The organism is Streptococcus oralis, assembly GCF_022749195.1.
GTDB lineage: Bacteria > Bacillota > Bacilli > Lactobacillales > Streptococcaceae > Streptococcus > Streptococcus oralis_CI.
On record NZ_CP094226.1, the window covers coordinates 1,612,306 to 1,628,311 of the forward strand.

Below are 16,006 nucleotides of genomic sequence, written 5' to 3' on the forward strand. Positions count from 1 at the left end.
TATCCCCTTTCCTTATGCTTTTGGACGTTTAGTACCGTATTTAGAACGGCCTTGTTTACGATCGTTAACACCTGCAGTATCAAGTGCACCACGGACGATATGGTAACGTACCCCTGGAAGGTCTTTTACACGTCCACCACGAAGAAGCACCACGCTGTGCTCTTGCAAGTTGTGTCCGATACCTGGGATGTAGGCAGTAACTTCGATAAGGTTGCTCAAACGTACACGAGCGAATTTACGAAGGGCAGAGTTAGGTTTTTTAGGCGTCATTGTTCCCACACGAGTTGCAACACCACGTTTTTGTGGTGAAGAAACGTTTGTTTGAACTTTTTTATGACTGTTGTAACCAACGTTCAAAGCTGGTGATTTAGATTTTTCTACTTTTGATTTACGCGGTTTGCGAACCAATTGGTTAATTGTAGGCATCTACATTCTCCTGTGTTTTTTTATTTTTGGTGATGATACACTTGGTGACAGCTACCATCTGTGTGTACTTTTGCAACATTTGTCAGCACGTCCCTGTACACTTTTGAGAGACCAAAAGTAAAAAGTACCGTCTATTATTGTAACACAATTTTTCCTTCATTGTCAAGATATTTTTCATTTTTATTCTGATCTTTTCACTCTTTGACACTAGCTTTCACCGCTTTTCTAAACCAGAAAAGGAGGCAATTTGCCTCCTCCTTTCTAGTATGGTTTCCCTTTGATTCAAGTTGTCATTTCGGAATTTTTTAACCCTTCTTATCAAAGCCAACCAGATTCTTTTGCAATGTTGGCTGCCTCTGTTCGATTACCAGCATCTAGTTTCGAAAGAATATTGGTGACATAGTTTCGGACGGTCCCATTTGATAGATAGAGTTGGTCTGCGATTTCTTGGTTAGACAAGCCCTGAGCAATTCCCTTTAAAACAGCGATTTCTTGCTCTGTTAACGGATTGGGGTGCGTCATCACCACTTCCATCAATTCAGGCGAATATTCCTTGCGCCCTTCGAGAACAGTGTGCAAGGTCTGCATGAGGTCTGCGATGCTTCTTTCTTTTAAGACATAAGCATCCACTCCAGCCTTGACCGCACGTTCAAAATATCCGGGGCGCTTAAAGGTCGTCACCACAACCACCTTTGTTTCTGGCTTTTCTGCTCGTATCCATTCCAAGACTTCGAGGCCTGTCTTAACAGGCATTTCTACGTCAAGAATGGCGATATCCACAGACTCTTTTTCTAAAAGTTGGATTGCTTCTTGGCCATCCTTGGCTTGTAGGACAGACTCTACATCTGGTTGAAAGGTAAGCAACTGGCACATCGCATCTCGCAACATACTTTGATCTTCTGCAACAAGTAGTTTCATCTTAGTTTCTCTCCTTATAAGGTAGTCGAACCTGCACTTCAGTCGGATGTTTCTGACTGATCACCTTTACTTCTCCTGAAAAAGGAAGGACACGGTCTCGAACGGTATGGAGCTCATCTCCTTTTAAAGAAGCAAAGCCACAGCCATCATCTCTCACTGTTAGGATGAGTTCTTTCTCAGTTCGTTCTAATTTCAAGTAAGCTTTCGATGCTTTAGCATGCTTGATGATGTTGGTCACTAACTCAAGCAAAATCATGGAGGCCGTTGATTCTAATTCCTGAGTTAGGCTAGCTGTATCTAGTTGGTGATTGATTTCCGTTTCAATTCCTGCAATTTCCAGCATTTTTTTAACAGTCGCAAACTCGGAAGCAAGGGTTCTTGTTTTAAGATTTTCGATAATTGTACGGACTTCATTCATGGATTCTTTACTGATTTGATGAATTTCTTTTAATTCTTTTTCCACTTGAGGATAGGCCTGCATTTGAAGAAGCTGGAGGGCAAGGTCCGTCTTCACACTCAACATGGCAAAGGTATGACCTAGGCTGTCATGAAGATCCTGACCGATACGACTGCGTTCGTTTTCAGCCAAGAAAAGATTGAGCTTGGCATTTTGTTTCATCTTTTCTTCTTTTAGCTCTTCTGTTATCCGAATTCGATAGAGACCAAAAGTCAAGGCATCAGAAAAGACAAAAGTCACCAAGAAAAAGAGCAGTTGCCAAGGACTAACTTGATCAACCATATAAATCCCTGTCAAAATCAAGGGTTGCAAGACAATAAAACTGACAAAACGCCAAGAGTGAAAAGAAATCTCATCCAGCTCATAAATAAGGAGATTGGATAAATAAAAGATAAACCATGTGAAACCTGAACTTAGCCAAACAGATGTATAAAAAATGTAGACAAGCATGGACCACCATGCTAGCCACTGCACGGTGCGATTCTGACTGATTAAAACCGAATAGAAGGCAAGTACAAATAGTAGGGTCCATAGCAAGGTTAAAAGCGGGTAATCTCCAACGATGACACCCGCTATAGGAAAGATGATAAACACAATTGAAATATGAAACATATAATGAATGTTTTTAAATTTTTCCAACATAGATTTATTTTACCTCAATCCTTTTTTTCAGCTGGATTACCAGTACACCAAAGAAAACTGTATAGCCTAGCACAACCAAGGCAGAAAGAATATTAAATTCATGGTGTTCCAAATAAGTAGAGACGACCTGCATCAGTTGATAGGTTGGAGTCAGCTTTCCAATAGATTGAAGCCATTCTGGGAAGGAATCCAAGGGGAACCAGAGTCCACCTAGGACAGCCAAAGCAATATAGGCAATATTTCCAACAACCGTCATCAGTTGAGCACTGGGTAGCAAGCTCACCAAGACACCCATACTGATAAAGACCACGCTTCCGACCAGTAACATAACTCCGATTACCAACCAATCAAGCCAAGGCAGAGTCACTCCACGGACAAAATGACCAACCGAAAAGACAACTACAATTGATAACAAGAAAGTCAGTAGGGTGCTGAACAGTTTTGATACATAATATTCTACCATAGATACAGGAGAATGTTGAATCAATTTTTGCCAGTTGTTTGTCTTATCAGACTCGAGTGTGCTAGGGATACTGAAAAAGGCGCTTGACATGATACTAAAGAGCGTCATGGCAAAGAGATAGGCTTGAAGAGCGATTTCTGGAATGTCTGATCCTGACATCATACCAGAGAAAATAAGGTAAAATACACTTGGAAGTCCGATGGATAGCAAGTAGTAGACTGCTTGCCGTTTCATCAGAATGATTTCTACTTTCATGAGACTTGTCATATTTTTCATCGTCAATCTCCTTTAGTCTTGAGTCGTTTCGAAGATACTGTCTAAGAGAGTTCGATTGCGAACTTCAATTTCTTCGATCGTGCAGCCCTGCTCTTGCAAGACTTTCCATACCTGGCTGGCTTCTTTGGTGGTGAAGGAAAGAGCATTTTGCTTGATTTCAAGCTCTTGAATCTGGTCCAAAGTGCTGATAACTTCCTGATAAGTTAGTGGTACCGTAAAATGTTTTTCTTGTTCTTCACCACGCATAGCATAAGGCGTCGTATCGCGAATCAATTCTCCCTTGTGGAGGACCAAAATGCGGTCAGCCGTATGTTCTACCTCTTCGATATAGTGAGAAGAGTAGACAATGGTGACACCATTTTTCTTTAACTGATTGACAATTTCCCAAAAATGCTGACGTGTCGAGGTATCCATGGCAGCAGTTGGTTCGTCCAAAAATAGAATTTTCGGACGACCTATTAGTGCCAACACGAAAGAGAACAAACGTTTTTGCCCACCAGACAACTTGCCCGCTAGCTGATTTTTCTGTTTGTCCGAAAATCTCAGCAAGTCATCAATTTCTTGATTGGAGAGACTGTTTGGATAGATTGATTGAAAGAAGGATAAGAGTTCTTTCACTTTCAAGTCTTGAACCACCGTATTTTCTTGAGGTAAGATAGAAATAAGCTGCTTTAATCGAGGATCTGTTGGTGCAAAGCCTTGAATAGCTATCTGACCTGAGCTCACGAACTTGTCGCCCAAGAGGCAATCAATCAAGGTCGTCTTACCTGCTCCGTTAGGACCGATCAAGGCGACACATTCACCATCGTTGATTTCAAAGGAGATGTTCCGCAAGATCTCCTTGTCTTTTATTTTCTTACTCAATTTCTCAACTTTAATCACAGTCATGAGATTCTCCTTTCAACCACTTCATTCCCATAGGGAAAACGACGAAAATCATAAACCCAAAACCCCAAGCACCACGAATAAATTGGCGAAGCACGGTTTGGTCAAACCAACCAGTAAACATTTCCACTAACCATACCAAGAGTGATAGGCTGATAAAGAAATAGATGATTGCTTTTTTCATTCCTCAAACTCCTTTTTCACATCTCTGACCAATTTCAAACCTTCTCTGACAAGCCAAGACATCATTCCAAAGCCAGCAAAGAGCTCCCAAGGAAAATGGTAGAAACCCTCGTCCAATCCTGAAAACATGAGATAGGTCATAACTCCTGCTGCTACTAAACTCACTGCGACAATCATTTTATTTTTCATTACTTCTTCCTCCATTTCATACTTCAATTATAGTCCTTTGAAGTTAGCGGAGCTAGATGCTTCTGTCACTAGGAAATATGACAAATGTCATAAAAAAAGAAAGCTGTAAAATCAACTTTCTTTTTAATCGGTTAAATTTTATTCCACACTGAAAAGATATGGATATACAGGTTGTTGACCTTGGTGAATCTCTACTTCAACATCTTCAAATTCTTCTGCGATTTCTTGGGCAATTTCATTGGCAAGTTCTTCGCTTCCGTCTTCACCGACATAGAAAGTCACGATTTCACTATCTTCATCCAACATATGTTTCAAAGTTTCAGTCAAGGTTTGGTGCATGTCAGGATTTGACACGAGGATTTTTCCATCGACCATACCAAGATTATCATTTTCATGAATTGCTAATCCATCGATAGTTGTATCACGAACGGCTGTTGTTACACTACCGCTGATGACATCACCAAGGGCCGCAGTCATGCGCTCTTTGTTTTCTTCGATTGATTTGCTTGGATCAAAGGCAAGAAGGCTGGTCAAACCTTGAGGAATTGTACGTGCTTCTACCACAACAGCAGGTTGTTCAAGCACTTCAGCCGCAGACTGAGCTGCCATAAAGATATTTTTGTTGTTTGGCAAGAAGATAATGTTGCGAGCATTGACCTGTTCAACAGCCTTGATAAAGTCTTCTGTTGAAGGGTTCATTGTCTGACCACCTTCGATGACATAATCCACACCTTGGGCACGGAAGATATCTGCTAAACCTTGACCAGCTACTACTGCGATAAGGGCATACTCTTTTATTTCAGCAGGCTTGTTGCCTTGAGTTGCTTCTTTTTCAACTTGCGCCTCGTGTTGGTTACGCATGTTGTCCACTTTTACCTTGATCAAGCTACCATATTTGAGACCTTCTTGCATAACAAGACCTGGATCTTCTGTATGGACGTGAACTTTGACGATTTCATCATCATTGACAACAAGGAGTGAGTCGCCTAAGTCATTCAAGTAGTTACGGAATTCATCGTAGTCAAAGTCCTTAGAATAAGTTGGACCTTGTTTAAGGGCTACCATGATCTCTGTACAGTAACCGAAGGTAATGTCTTCAGTTGCCACATGCCCTGCTACAGACTTGTGGTGCTCTGCATTGATCATTTCGCTCATGTTGGCAGGAGTCGCTACAAAGTCTTCAGAAGCACTGTATTCACCAGTAAGGGCTGAGAGGAATCCTTCATAGATGAAGACCAAACCTTGACCACCTGAGTCTACCACACCAACTTCCTTAAGGACTGGAAGCATTTCTGGTGTCTTAGCCAAAGCTGCTTTCGCTCCTTCCAAGGCTGCACGCATGACCTCAACAGCATCATCTGTTTGCTCCGCTTTTTTCTTAGCCCCAATAGCCGCTCCACGAGAAACAGTCAAAATAGTTCCTTCAACTGGTTTCATAACCGCTTTATAAGCTACTTCGACACCGGATTGGAAGGCAAGAGCCAAGTCTTGACCAGTTAATTCATCTTTTTCCTTGATAGCCTGAGAGAAGCCACGGAAGAGCTGAGAAGTGATAACCCCTGAGTTCCCACGCGCGCCCATCAAAAGACCTTTAGCAAGAATGCTCGCTACTTCTCCAACTGTAGAAGCAGGCTTGTCTGCTACTTCTTTGGCACCATTTTCAATGGTCATTCCCATGTTTGTCCCAGTATCTCCATCTGGAACTGGAAAGACGTTCAATGAATTGACATATTCTGCTTGCTTATTCAAACGAGTTGATGCAGCTTGCACCATCTCTTGGAATAAACTGGTAGTAATTTTTGACACGATTATTCTCCTACAACTTTGATATTTTGAATGTAGACATTCACAGTCTGAGCAGTAATTCCTAGTTGATTTTCTAAACTAAAACGAACACGCTCTTGAATGTTTTTTGACACTTCGCTTATCTTTACTCCGTAGCTCAATACGGTATAAACATCAACTGCAATGCTACCATCTTCGGCTGCTTTTATAACAACACCCTTAGAATAATTTTCCTTACCAAGAAGGGCTTGGAAATTGTCTTTGAGGGCATTTTTACTAGCCATACCAACCACACCAAAAATCTCAGTTGCGGCACCACCTACTACGGTTGCAATCACTTCATCAGTCAGTTCGATTTGACCATCTTTTGTATTAATCTTTACAGTCATTTTTTTTACCTCAACTAGTTGATACTCTATTTTATCATATTTCAGCCCAAGTGTAAAAGCAGAATGCTGTATCGGCGGATATTTACTCTATTTTTCAAATGGTTTTATCCTTAGAGCAAAAGAAAAAGACCTAAGCGGTCTTTTCATTTTTATTAAACGCGTTCAACTTTACCTGATTTCAAAGCACGAGCTGAAGCCCAAACTTTTTTAGGTTTACCATCGATAAGAACAGTAACTTTTTGAAGGTTTGGTTTTACGGCACGTTTTGTTTGGTTCATCGCGTGTGAACGGTTGTTTCCTGATACAGTCTTACGACCTGTAAAGTAACATACTTTAGCCATTGTGTTTTCCTCCTATTAGATCTAATATAGCGGATGTGCTAGCACCACATACCGTACTATGTTATCACACTTTCTTGAATTTATCAAGGGTCTAAACTATTTTTTTATTTAACGTAAACAACTCCAAGTTTACCAAAAGCAACTTCCCCACGGATAACCAAGGTTTTGTTTGTTGGCGCTACAGGAGCATCTGCCTTAGCTGCACCAAAGGAGGTTTCTACTTTCAAATCGACACGCCAGTGTTGTGGAACATAGACAGTTGCATTCCCGAAGGCCACTTCAATATTTAAAGTTGCAAAATCACCTAACATCTCTGCATTATCATAGTAGATTTTAGCATCCCCAAAAGCGACTTCCACTTGGTCATCTACAAGATCTTGATCTTGTTTATAAAAGGTTCCGCTACCAAAAGCGACTTCCTTATCCGTGACGACTGTTTTTTTCCCATCGTACCACCATTTTTTTTCATTCCAGAACTTACTTGAGTGCGTCAGATAACCAACACCTAGCACTGCTAAGATGCTAGCCCAGATGAGAGAATGATTGGTAACTGGTAACAAGTCATAAGCGTAATTTGCAATGATGAGCGCTAGTAACCCTGTAAAAACTGCCGAAGTGAGATGGCGTCTAAGGATGGACTCAATGGACTTATAAGCAAAAAAAACAATACCTAGTAAAGGCCATATCTTGCCATCCAAAGAAGGAATTCCAAAATTCCCTTGCAGCAAGATCCAGGCTGCTAAAACCAATAAAACAATACCAAATGCTTTCTTTTTCATGTTCTTACCTCATATTTCTTAGATTTTCTTTTAGGAGGGATTGGTAATGCCGTGAGACATGAACCTCCTTGTGCGTCTGATAAAAGGAAATGGTGCCCGTTCCTGAAAAGGACTTGTCCACTGAGTAAATCTGACGGATGTTTGCGATTGTTGACTTGGAAACTCGACTAAAATAGCGGGGTAAGATGGACTCCAACTCATAGAGCTTGAGGCGAACTTCATAGGCTTCCTTCTGGGTATGAGCGTAAATCTTGCTCCCTTCTGTCTCAAAGAAGAGGATTTCCGATAGGTCTAGATAATATTCACCTGTCCCCTTGTAAAAAGTCAACCTCGGAGCCTTTGACTCTTGCAAGAGTCGTTGCAAATCTGCAATTTCATCTGTCAAAGTGGGGGTCTTGATGACAATTTCAGTTTCCTCTAAATTGCCGTCAATCTCAATTCGTAACTTCATCACATCTCCTTTCTGACTCTACTATATCAAAGCTAAGTTAGGAATACAAGGGCAAAAAAGCAAGTGGTCAATATGAAGCAGTAAGTGGTTGTAGGACTAGCTTAACTTACATATCAGAATAGGAAGAAAAGGAATCCCCACACCAGACCACAAGCATAGCCAGCGATGACATCCTTGGGATAATGTACACCCCCTAAAACCCTCACCAAGCCCAGCAAAGCTGAGAAGAGCAAACATACTAAGCCAACAGGTAGACTAGCATGCAGACAGGCCATGGAGATCATAGTTGCCGAAAAAACATGGCGACTGGGCATCGACTGTCCCGAACTATCCTTTTCAAGCAGGGGACAGATATCCCAAGTTTCATAAGGCCGCGGGTGGTTGATTTTCTTACGAAACAGGGACAAAATCACAAAACCTGATGCAGGAATAAGCACATAAACCCCAACCTGCTGACCCAATCCTAGTTGCAGGTAAGTGGTGACTAGCAAGATCAGATAGACCAAGGGCATGGCGACTGTCATCAAGCGATTAAAACTGCGTAACAGAAATAGAAGGGTGGGATGGCTGGTGAGCCTGGAACTGATATTTCGATACCATTCTTGATAATTTTTCATTAAATTTCTCATTCATTACCTTGTTTTCGTCTACAGGTGAGACGTTTGTCTTCTAGTATAGTGCAGAAAAAGAAGGCCGTCAAGCCTTCTTTTGATTTATTCTTCTGCTTGGTCTTCTGTAAATTGACTATTGTAGAGATCTGCATAGAAGCCAGCTTGGTTCATCAATTCCTCATGATTGCCTTGTTCGATGATATTGCCATCTTTCATGACAAGAATCAAGTCGGCATTACGAATAGTTGACAAGCGGTGGGCGATGACAAAGGAGGTTCTACCCTCCATCAAACGGTCCATGGCTTTTTGAATCAACTCCTCTGTACGTGTGTCAACTGAGGATGTCGCTTCATCCAAAATCAAGAGCGGTGCATCCTTCAGCAGAGCACGAGCAATGGTTAAGAGTTGTTTTTGTCCGACAGACAGGGTAACTGTATCGTCCAAGACGGTATCGTAGCCGTCTGGTAAGGTCATGATAAAATGATGGATTCCCACAGCCTTACTAGCTTCCATCATTCGCTCATCGCTGATACCTGTCTGATTATAGATCAAATTCTCTCGAATCGTTCCTTCAAAGAGCCAGGTATCCTGCAAGACCATTGAAAAGGCATCGTGTACTTCCGAACGCTTCATATCCTTGGTATCCACACCATCGATGCGGATACTTCCCTTATCTATCTCATAGAACTTCATCAAAAGATTGACAATGGTTGTCTTACCAGCCCCAGTCGGTCCAACAATCGCGACCTTCTGACCTGCATGAGCTGTCGCAGAAAAGTCATGGATGATGGTGCGCTCTGGTGTATAGCCAAAGGACACGTGATCAAAAACCACTTCCCCTTTCATGTTGTTCAATTGTCTGTCCTTATGAGATTCATCTTGCATCTCTGCTTCAGCCAAAAATTCTAATACACGAGTCATGGCTGCACTCGCTTGTTGCAGGCTCGTAATCCCTTGGGCAATCTGTGACAGAGGTTGGGAGAAGGTCCGTACGTAAACCATAAAGGCTACAATAATCCCTATCGTGATATGCCCTTCTAGAGCAAGCGCGGCCCCAACGATGATGACCAAAACATAGCTAAAATTCCCAACAAAGAACATGGCTGGCATCATGATACCAGAGATAAACTGAGATTTCCAGATGCTGTCGTGCAAGTTCTGATTCAAACCTGCAAATTTCGCTTTAGAGGTGTCTACTGCGTTGTAGCTCGTTACAACATTGTGTCCCGAATACATTTCTTCTACATAACCATTGACGGCTGCTAGATTACTTTGTTGGGCTTTAAAATAACCCTGTGACTTAGCCATGATTACGGAAACCGCCGCAAAACCAACAAGGGTTGATACAACTGTTACCAATGCCAAAATCCAGTTCATCCCAAACATGGTCACCAAGACAGCAATCAACAAGAAACTAGCTGAAAGAACTGTCCCTAGACTTTGGTTGAGAGATTGCGCTGCTGTATCCACATCATTGGTCACACGAGATAGAGTGTCCCCTTGCGAATGACAGTCAAAATAGCCAAGGGGCAAACGATTGATCTTTTCAGCGATTGCTGTCCGCAAGCGTTTTGAAAAATGTTGGATACTTGTTGAAAAGATATAGGCCTGTGTATAGTTAAGGATAGCCCCAAGTACGTAGAGAATCACTAAAAAGCTAGCAATACTTGAAACAGCCTCTAGATCAATTCCCGTCATCAAACCATCTGAAATCAAGTTGGTAATTTCCTTACTCTTGGTCGGCCCATAAACCGTAATGATACTAGAACATACAGCTGCGATAACCGCTACGAGTAGGGGAAGTTGGAGGCCTGCCATATAAGGTTTGCACTGTTTCCAGACCGAAACTTTTTTATTTTCCATGTTCCAATTCCTCCTTCGATAGTTGTGAGTAGGCAATTTCTTGGTAGACTTCGTTGGTAGCTAGAAGTTCCTTGTGGGTGCCTTGTCCCACGACTTTTCCTTGATCCAAAACCAAGATCAGGTCGGCATCCATGATGGTAGAAATCCGTTGCGCTACGATGAGTTTGGTCATGGATTGTGTTTTTTGAGCAAGTTCTTGGCGCAAGATCCGGTCTGTCTTGTAGTCCAAGGCTGAGAAAGAGTCATCAAAGATGAGAATCTCTGGCTTACGAGCCAAGGCCCGGGCAATAGCCAAGCGTTGTCTTTGACCTCCTGAGAAGTTGGTTCCACCTTGAGCCACTTCTGATGCAAGACCTGCTTCCTTGTCCTCGATGAAGCTTCTAGACTGGGCCAATTCAAGAGCTTGCCACATAGCAGGTTCACTGAGAGGACTTTCTTGACTCTTACCAAAGTCTAAGTTTCCCTTAACATCTCCAGAAAAGAGCACAGCTTTTTGTGGAATATAGCCGACCTTATTACGCAGCTCTTCCAAGTTGTAATCTTGCACATCGACACCATCTACTAGGATTTGACCAGATGAGACATCATAAAAACGAGGTATTAGGTTGACTAGAGTAGATTTCCCAGATCCAGTTGATCCGATAAAAGCAACTGTTTGACCTGCTTCGGCTTTAAAAGTAACATGTTCCACAACTGCTTCTGAGTTTTGAGAGTAGCGGAAGGTTACGTCACGGAATTCAACTTGTCCTTGAACTGAAGGATCCGCTGTCTGTGCATGACTCGGATTCTCAATAGAAGGATGCAAATCCAAAACTTGGTTGATACGTCCTGCAGAAACCAAGGTACGAGGAAGAACGATAAAGAGTGCCCCCATGAGTAGGAATCCCATCACGACCTGCATGGCATAGGACATAAAGACCACCATATCACTAAAGAGTGGCAAACGGTCGGTCAAACTAGCATCGTTGATCAGATAGGCTCCAATCCAATAAATAGCTAAGGTCAAACCGCTGGAAATCGCCATCATAATAGGATTCATAATCGCCATCAAACGGTTGACAAAAAGGTTGAGACGTGTCACCTCATCGTTGGCTGCTTCAAATTTTTCATCTTGGTAATTCTCAGCATTATAAGCACGAACAACCCGAATCCCTGTCAAACTTTCACGAGTGATGCTATTGAGCTTATCTGTCAATTTTTGGATGACCGATTGTTTTGGAAAGGCCAGAGTCATGAGAACGGTGGTCATCAAGACATTGACAATAACAGCCACAACGACCGCCCAGAGCCAGTATTCTGATTTTCCAAGGATTTTTCCAATGGCCCAGATAGCCATAATCGGCCCACGAGTAACCACTTGTAAGCCCATGGTAAAGAGCATCTGTACCTGGGTAATATCATTGGTCGTCCGAGTCAAAAGACTTGGGATTGAAAAGCGCTTGATCTCTGTCTGCGAAAAATCTAAAACACGATGAAATACGTCAGTGCGTAGATGAGTTGTATAGGATGCTGCAACGCGAGCGGCAAAGAAACCAACCATAACAGATGAAAAGAAAGCCAATAAAGACAAACCAATCATCTTCGTAGCTGGTGACCAGAGTTCACCCAACTGCGTTCCAGACGTTCCTAGTAATTCTGTAATTTGCGAAATATAAGTCGGCACCTCTAACTCGAGATAGACCGAGAAACAAGTGAACAGAATCGTAAGGACGATCATTCCCCACTCTTTTCCTGTAATACGTTTAGCGAGTTTCTTCATTCTCTCCTCCTATCTTCTCAACATTTTCTTGCAACTGCCCGAATACCTTTTCAAAGATTGCTAAGTCTGACTTTGAAACCCCCTCTAGCAGACTCTGATCAATCCGATCAAAAAAAGCTTTAACTTTTTGCATCTGCGAACGCGATTTCTCCGTCAGGCGAACAAATTTTGCCCGCTTATCGCTCGGGCTCGCCTCTAACTCGACCAAACCATTTTGTACCATGCGCTTGACTAGATTACTCGCAACAGATTTGGTAATATTGAGTTCCTGTTCGATATCCTTAATCAAGACCAAATCTTGATTTTCCTCACGACTATTCAAAAAACGTACAACCTGACCTTGAGGTCCACCCATAAATTCAATACCACTACGCTTGGCTTCCTTTTGTACCATCAGATGTACCTGATGACCAAAACGCTTAAAAACCAACATCGGCTTGTCCATGATTGCTCCTTTCTAACCATCACATTTAGTTCTCTGGAGAACTAATTCAGTTTCCATGAGAACTATTTTATCACTTTCGGAGGAGATGTCAAGAAAAAAGTTTACTTGGGAACTATCTTGCTCTGAATTGACATTAGCAGCTATTTTCTCTATAATAAACACTAACTACTGTGGATTGATAGCCATTCACAAAAGGAAAGGAGAGAGCTTTCAAATGAAACCAGAGGAACAGAAAGTTTTAGGGATTTTGGCAACCATTTTTGGAGCCATCGCACTTTTAGGGTCCTGGATTCCATTTATTAACTATCTATCATTTTTCATCGCCATTGTCGCATTTATCTTGGGGATTATCGGCCTTATCGTCAATCTCAAAAAACGGAAAACCATGGCCATTATCGGAACATCCCTCGCAGTTGCTTCTGTTGTACTTTTCTTTACGACCCAAGTACTGTACGCTAATGTCTACAAAGAGTTTATCAGGGAGTTTAACCGTTCCTACAGCGAGGCAAGTGCCTCAATGGAGCGCGAAGAAGAAAGCGACTTGACAGATGATAGCGCCTATTCCATCCCAGAGGAGGAAGAAAACGATACCTTCACCTGGACCCAAGAACAGTTCGACGCCTTAATCGAAGGTGACCTTGACAACAAAGGAAAAGGTGGTACCAACTACAAGGATATTATCAAAAAACACGGACTACCAGACTCCGAATTTGACTCCACTATCGGAGGGTACGATACGAGAAAAATCACCTATATCTCCATTGGAGACAAGATCAAGACCGTTACCTTAACTTTTGCAAAACAGGACAATGGACAGCTCTTGCTCGTTCAAAAACATGCAGTCGGTCTAGGTCTTGAAAAAAGCAAGAAACAAAACGATTCTGAAACAAGAGTCTAAGTTCAAATATCAAAAAAACGAACAGCTAGTAAAACTGTTCGTTTTTCTATTAAAATCCATCTACGTTTGTGTAGATCTTTTGTACGTCTTCATCGTCCTCAAGAACGCTGTAAAGTTTTTCAAAGGTTTCAAGGTCTTCGCCTGACAATTCCACTTCAGACTGAGGAATCATTTCCAATTCAGTCACTTGGAATTCTTCGATGCCAGACTCACGAAGGGCAACGATAGCCTTGTGGAGATCTGTTGGAGCTGTGTAAACCGTGATTGTTCCTTCTTCTGCTTCTACATCGTCCACATCCACATCTGCTTCTAGCAATTGCTCAAAGACTGCATCAGCGTCCTCACCTGCAAATACAATCACACCCTTGTTGTCAAAGAGGTATGAAACCGAACCTGAAGCACCCATGTTTCCGCCGTTTTTACCAAAGGCAGCACGGACATTAGCTGCGGTACGGTTGACGTTTGAAGTCAAGGTATCCACAATCAACATAGAACCATTTGGTCCAAAACCTTCGTAACGTCCTTCTGTAAAGGTTTCGTCTGTGTTTCCTTTTGCTTTATCAATCGCTTTATCGATAACGTGTTTTGGCACTTGGGCTTGTTTAGCACGGTCGATAACGAATTTCAAAGCAGTGTTTGATTCTGGGTCTGGATCCCCTTTTTTAGCTGCTACATAGATTTCTACACCAAATTTTGCATATACTTTAGAGTTAGCTCCATCTTTAGCCGTTTTCTTGGCTACGATATTGGCCCATTTACGTCCCATTAGGAATCTCCTTTTTTCACATTTTAATCTTTCTTATTATAACACAAGTTTTTTCGATTTTCACTAGAGGAAATGGATTTTATTCAGCAAATCCAGCTAGGAGTGTCCTTTAGCAGCCAAGATTGCCTTGCCTTCTTTTATCAGGGGATGGCGGAAAAGTGAAAAGTACAGTTGGGTAGTCATGGCAACCCAGATAAGGGGTTCGCAAAGGATGACTCCCCTATAGCCTGCCCAAGGGATAATCAAAACCACAAAAACGATTTTCCCGATTAGTTCTATAAAGCTGGAAACTAGAGGAAGGACTTTCTGCCCCAATCCCTGCAAGCAATTCCGATAAATCAGCAAAAGGCTCAAAATCGGATAAAAGACTGAACTGATTTGCAGGTAGAGACTACCGTTTTCTACCAAGTAAGTATCTGTTGAACTGGCCAAGAAGGAAACCAAGCTCGGACTGGCAAAAAAGAGGGCGATACAAATAAAACCTGCCCAGGACATGCTCAGGCGACTCCCAATACCAAGACCTTGAACAATGCGGTCTGGTCGCTTGGTCCCGAGATTTTGAGAGGCAAAGGTCGTCATAGCAGAAGAAATAGCCGTCATCGGAAGGAGGGCAAAGGCCATAATGCGTCTAGCTGCTGTTTGAGCACTAATAATCACAGCTCCAAAGGTATTGACTGAAGACTGTAAAATCACACTACCTATGGACACAATCGAACTCATCAGCCCCATAGCCAAACCTTGCTCTAAAAGATCCGCGTACAAGGCCTTGTCCCATTTAAAATGCTTGAGTTGAGGGAGCAGTTCTGGAACACTCTTGCGGATATAATAAAAGCAGAGAACCGCTGATAAGCCTTGCGAGATAATGGTAGCAAGCCCCGCAGATTGAACTCCCAGATGCAGTTGCGTAATGAAATACAAATCCAGAACCACATTGATCAAGGCAGAGAAAATCAGGAAGCCAAGAGCTGCGAGACTGTCTCCAATGGACCGCAACAAACCCGCAAAAAGATTATAGGCAAAGCTGACACCGACACAGGTCACAATCATAGAAATATATTGATAGGACTGAGGAAGGATTTCTGCAGGGGTATCTAAATATTGCAAGAGTGGATACAAACCGACAAAGCCCATCAGCATAACCACAATGCTCAAAAGAGCACCTAAAATCCAAGTGGCTGCTACTGCTTCTTTAATTTTAGTGAAATTACGAGCCCCATAATAGCGGGCAATGACAATCCCCATCCCATTGCCAACACCAAGCGTAAAGCCTATAATCAAGTCAAAAATGGCAGTTGTCGCCCCTACTGCTGCCAAGGAATCTTGACCAAGAAATCGTCCAACAATCAAGACGTCAGCTGTATTATAAAGCTGTTGGAAAATATTTGACAGCAAGATTGGAAAGGCAAAGCTTAACAGCGCAGGAAGAATAGGACCATGTATCAAGTCCACGGATCGTTTCTTATTCATAAAGCTATTATAT

General features: G+C 42.2%; 19 protein-coding genes. 1 reads left to right on the forward strand and 18 read right to left on the reverse strand.

Annotated elements, in window-relative coordinates; all coding sequences use genetic code 11:
* Positions 1-12: 12 nt before the first annotated feature.
* The 16 genes from rpsL to MP387_RS07880 all read right to left on the reverse strand — a co-directional run bounded on the left by rpsL (position 13) and on the right by MP387_RS07880 (position 12,862).
* Entirely contained in the window at positions 13-426 is a 414-nt protein-coding gene (gene rpsL / locus MP387_RS07805) for a 30S ribosomal protein S12 (protein WP_001142332.1), read from the reverse strand.
* A gap of 318 nt (positions 427-744) precedes the next feature.
* Entirely contained in the window at positions 745-1,344 is a 600-nt protein-coding gene (locus tag MP387_RS07810; protein WP_242746108.1) for a response regulator transcription factor, read from the reverse strand.
* Between the two features lies 1 nt (position 1,345).
* Positions 1,346-2,443 (reverse strand): sensor histidine kinase, encoded by a 1,098-nt coding sequence (locus MP387_RS07815; RefSeq protein ID WP_242746110.1) that lies wholly within the window; start codon positions 2,441-2,443, stop codon positions 1,346-1,348.
* A 4-nt stretch (positions 2,444-2,447) separates the two neighbouring features.
* Positions 2,448-3,182 carry an ABC transporter permease gene (locus tag MP387_RS07820; RefSeq protein WP_242746113.1) on the reverse strand — a complete coding sequence of 245 codons (735 nt, stop codon included), beginning with the start codon at positions 3,180-3,182 and terminating at the stop codon, positions 2,448-2,450.
* 12 nt (positions 3,183-3,194) lie between these two features.
* Positions 3,195-4,070 (reverse strand): ABC transporter ATP-binding protein, encoded by an 876-nt coding sequence (locus MP387_RS07825; protein ID WP_242746115.1) that lies wholly within the window; start codon positions 4,068-4,070, stop codon positions 3,195-3,197.
* Positions 4,057-4,251 (reverse strand): hypothetical protein, encoded by a 195-nt coding sequence (locus MP387_RS07830; protein WP_000709170.1) that lies wholly within the window; start codon positions 4,249-4,251, stop codon positions 4,057-4,059. Before MP387_RS07830 ends, MP387_RS07825 begins: the two co-directional genes overlap by 14 nt.
* A complete protein-coding gene (locus MP387_RS07835; RefSeq protein WP_242746118.1) occupies positions 4,248-4,454 on the reverse strand; it encodes a hypothetical protein in 207 nt (68 codons plus the stop codon). The genes MP387_RS07830 and MP387_RS07835 overlap by 4 nt, the downstream gene beginning before the upstream one ends.
* 123 nt (positions 4,455-4,577) lie before the next feature.
* Positions 4,578-6,245 (reverse strand): DAK2 domain-containing protein, encoded by a 1,668-nt coding sequence (locus tag MP387_RS07840; protein WP_242746121.1) that lies wholly within the window; start codon positions 6,243-6,245, stop codon positions 4,578-4,580.
* A 2-nt stretch (positions 6,246-6,247) separates the two neighbouring features.
* Positions 6,248-6,613: an Asp23/Gls24 family envelope stress response protein gene (locus tag MP387_RS07845; protein ID WP_000216434.1), complete on the reverse strand. Its 366-nt coding sequence runs from the start codon at positions 6,611-6,613 to the stop codon at positions 6,248-6,250.
* 152 nt (positions 6,614-6,765) lie between these two features.
* Positions 6,766-6,954 (reverse strand): 50S ribosomal protein L28, encoded by a 189-nt coding sequence (rpmB, locus tag MP387_RS07850; protein ID WP_001140948.1) that lies wholly within the window; start codon positions 6,952-6,954, stop codon positions 6,766-6,768.
* 104 nt (positions 6,955-7,058) lie between these two features.
* Positions 7,059-7,733 carry a LiaF transmembrane domain-containing protein gene (locus MP387_RS07855; RefSeq protein ID WP_242746123.1) on the reverse strand — a complete coding sequence of 225 codons (675 nt, stop codon included), beginning with the start codon at positions 7,731-7,733 and terminating at the stop codon, positions 7,059-7,061.
* 4 nt (positions 7,734-7,737) lie between these two features.
* A complete protein-coding gene (locus MP387_RS07860; RefSeq protein ID WP_000776592.1) occupies positions 7,738-8,184 on the reverse strand; it encodes a LytTR family DNA-binding domain-containing protein in 447 nt (148 codons plus the stop codon).
* A gap of 113 nt (positions 8,185-8,297) precedes the next feature.
* A complete protein-coding gene (locus MP387_RS07865) occupies positions 8,298-8,801 on the reverse strand; it encodes a phosphatase PAP2 family protein (protein ID WP_242746126.1) in 504 nt (167 codons plus the stop codon).
* A 96-nt stretch (positions 8,802-8,897) separates the two neighbouring features.
* Complete coding sequence (locus MP387_RS07870) at positions 8,898-10,658, reverse strand: ABC transporter ATP-binding protein (RefSeq protein ID WP_242746128.1); 1,761 nt, start codon at positions 10,656-10,658, stop codon at positions 8,898-8,900.
* Entirely contained in the window at positions 10,648-12,417 is a 1,770-nt protein-coding gene (locus MP387_RS07875; protein ID WP_242746131.1) for an ABC transporter ATP-binding protein, read from the reverse strand. Before MP387_RS07875 ends, MP387_RS07870 begins: the two co-directional genes overlap by 11 nt.
* Entirely contained in the window at positions 12,401-12,862 is a 462-nt protein-coding gene (locus MP387_RS07880) for a MarR family winged helix-turn-helix transcriptional regulator (protein WP_242746133.1), read from the reverse strand. The genes MP387_RS07875 and MP387_RS07880 overlap by 17 nt, the downstream gene beginning before the upstream one ends.
* Positions 12,863-13,076: 214 nt before the next feature.
* Between MP387_RS07880 and MP387_RS07885 the strand changes: the two genes are divergently transcribed.
* Positions 13,077-13,760 (forward strand): CD20-like domain-containing protein, encoded by a 684-nt coding sequence (locus tag MP387_RS07885; RefSeq protein ID WP_242746135.1) that lies wholly within the window; start codon positions 13,077-13,079, stop codon positions 13,758-13,760.
* Between the two features lie 49 nt (positions 13,761-13,809).
* Here MP387_RS07885 and MP387_RS07890 read toward each other — a convergent pair whose 3' ends face one another.
* On the reverse strand, positions 13,810-14,526 hold the full coding sequence (locus tag MP387_RS07890; RefSeq protein ID WP_000532894.1) for a YebC/PmpR family DNA-binding transcriptional regulator: 717 nt from the start codon (positions 14,524-14,526) through the stop codon (positions 13,810-13,812).
* Positions 14,527-14,622: 96 nt separating this feature from the next.
* Entirely contained in the window at positions 14,623-15,993 is a 1,371-nt protein-coding gene (locus tag MP387_RS07895; RefSeq protein WP_242746137.1) for an MATE family efflux transporter, read from the reverse strand.
* Positions 15,994-16,006 lie beyond the last annotated feature (13 nt).

Bases quoted from the DNA above. Each gene is read 5' to 3' on its own strand.
- rpsL (WP_001142332.1), bottom strand. From the start codon at position 426: ATGCCTACAATTAACCAATTGGTTCGCAAACCGCGTAAATCAAAAGTA.
- MP387_RS07810 (WP_242746108.1), bottom strand. From the start codon at position 1,344: ATGAAACTACTTGTTGCAGAAGATCAAAGTATGTTGCGAGATGCGATG.
- MP387_RS07815 (WP_242746110.1), bottom strand. From the start codon at position 2,443: ATGTTGGAAAAATTTAAAAACATTCATTATATGTTTCATATTTCAATT.
- MP387_RS07820 (WP_242746113.1), bottom strand. From the start codon at position 3,182: ATGAAAAATATGACAAGTCTCATGAAAGTAGAAATCATTCTGATGAAA.
- MP387_RS07825 (WP_242746115.1), bottom strand. From the start codon at position 4,070: ATGACTGTGATTAAAGTTGAGAAATTGAGTAAGAAAATAAAAGACAAG.
- MP387_RS07830 (WP_000709170.1), bottom strand. From the start codon at position 4,251: ATGAAAAAAGCAATCATCTATTTCTTTATCAGCCTATCACTCTTGGTA.
- MP387_RS07835 (WP_242746118.1), bottom strand. From the start codon at position 4,454: ATGGAGGAAGAAGTAATGAAAAATAAAATGATTGTCGCAGTGAGTTTA.
- MP387_RS07845 (WP_000216434.1), bottom strand. From the start codon at position 6,613: ATGACTGTAAAGATTAATACAAAAGATGGTCAAATCGAACTGACTGAT.
- rpmB (WP_001140948.1), bottom strand. From the start codon at position 6,954: ATGGCTAAAGTATGTTACTTTACAGGTCGTAAGACTGTATCAGGAAAC.
- MP387_RS07855 (WP_242746123.1), bottom strand. From the start codon at position 7,733: ATGAAAAAGAAAGCATTTGGTATTGTTTTATTGGTTTTAGCAGCCTGG.
- MP387_RS07860 (WP_000776592.1), bottom strand. From the start codon at position 8,184: ATGAAGTTACGAATTGAGATTGACGGCAATTTAGAGGAAACTGAAATT.
- MP387_RS07865 (WP_242746126.1), bottom strand. From the start codon at position 8,801: ATGAAAAATTATCAAGAATGGTATCGAAATATCAGTTCCAGGCTCACC.
- MP387_RS07870 (WP_242746128.1), bottom strand. From the start codon at position 10,658: ATGGAAAATAAAAAAGTTTCGGTCTGGAAACAGTGCAAACCTTATATG.
- MP387_RS07875 (WP_242746131.1), bottom strand. From the start codon at position 12,417: ATGAAGAAACTCGCTAAACGTATTACAGGAAAAGAGTGGGGAATGATC.
- MP387_RS07880 (WP_242746133.1), bottom strand. From the start codon at position 12,862: ATGGACAAGCCGATGTTGGTTTTTAAGCGTTTTGGTCATCAGGTACAT.
- MP387_RS07885 (WP_242746135.1), top strand. From the start codon at position 13,077: ATGAAACCAGAGGAACAGAAAGTTTTAGGGATTTTGGCAACCATTTTT.
- MP387_RS07890 (WP_000532894.1), bottom strand. From the start codon at position 14,526: ATGGGACGTAAATGGGCCAATATCGTAGCCAAGAAAACGGCTAAAGAT.
- MP387_RS07895 (WP_242746137.1), bottom strand. From the start codon at position 15,993: ATGAATAAGAAACGATCCGTGGACTTGATACATGGTCCTATTCTTCCT.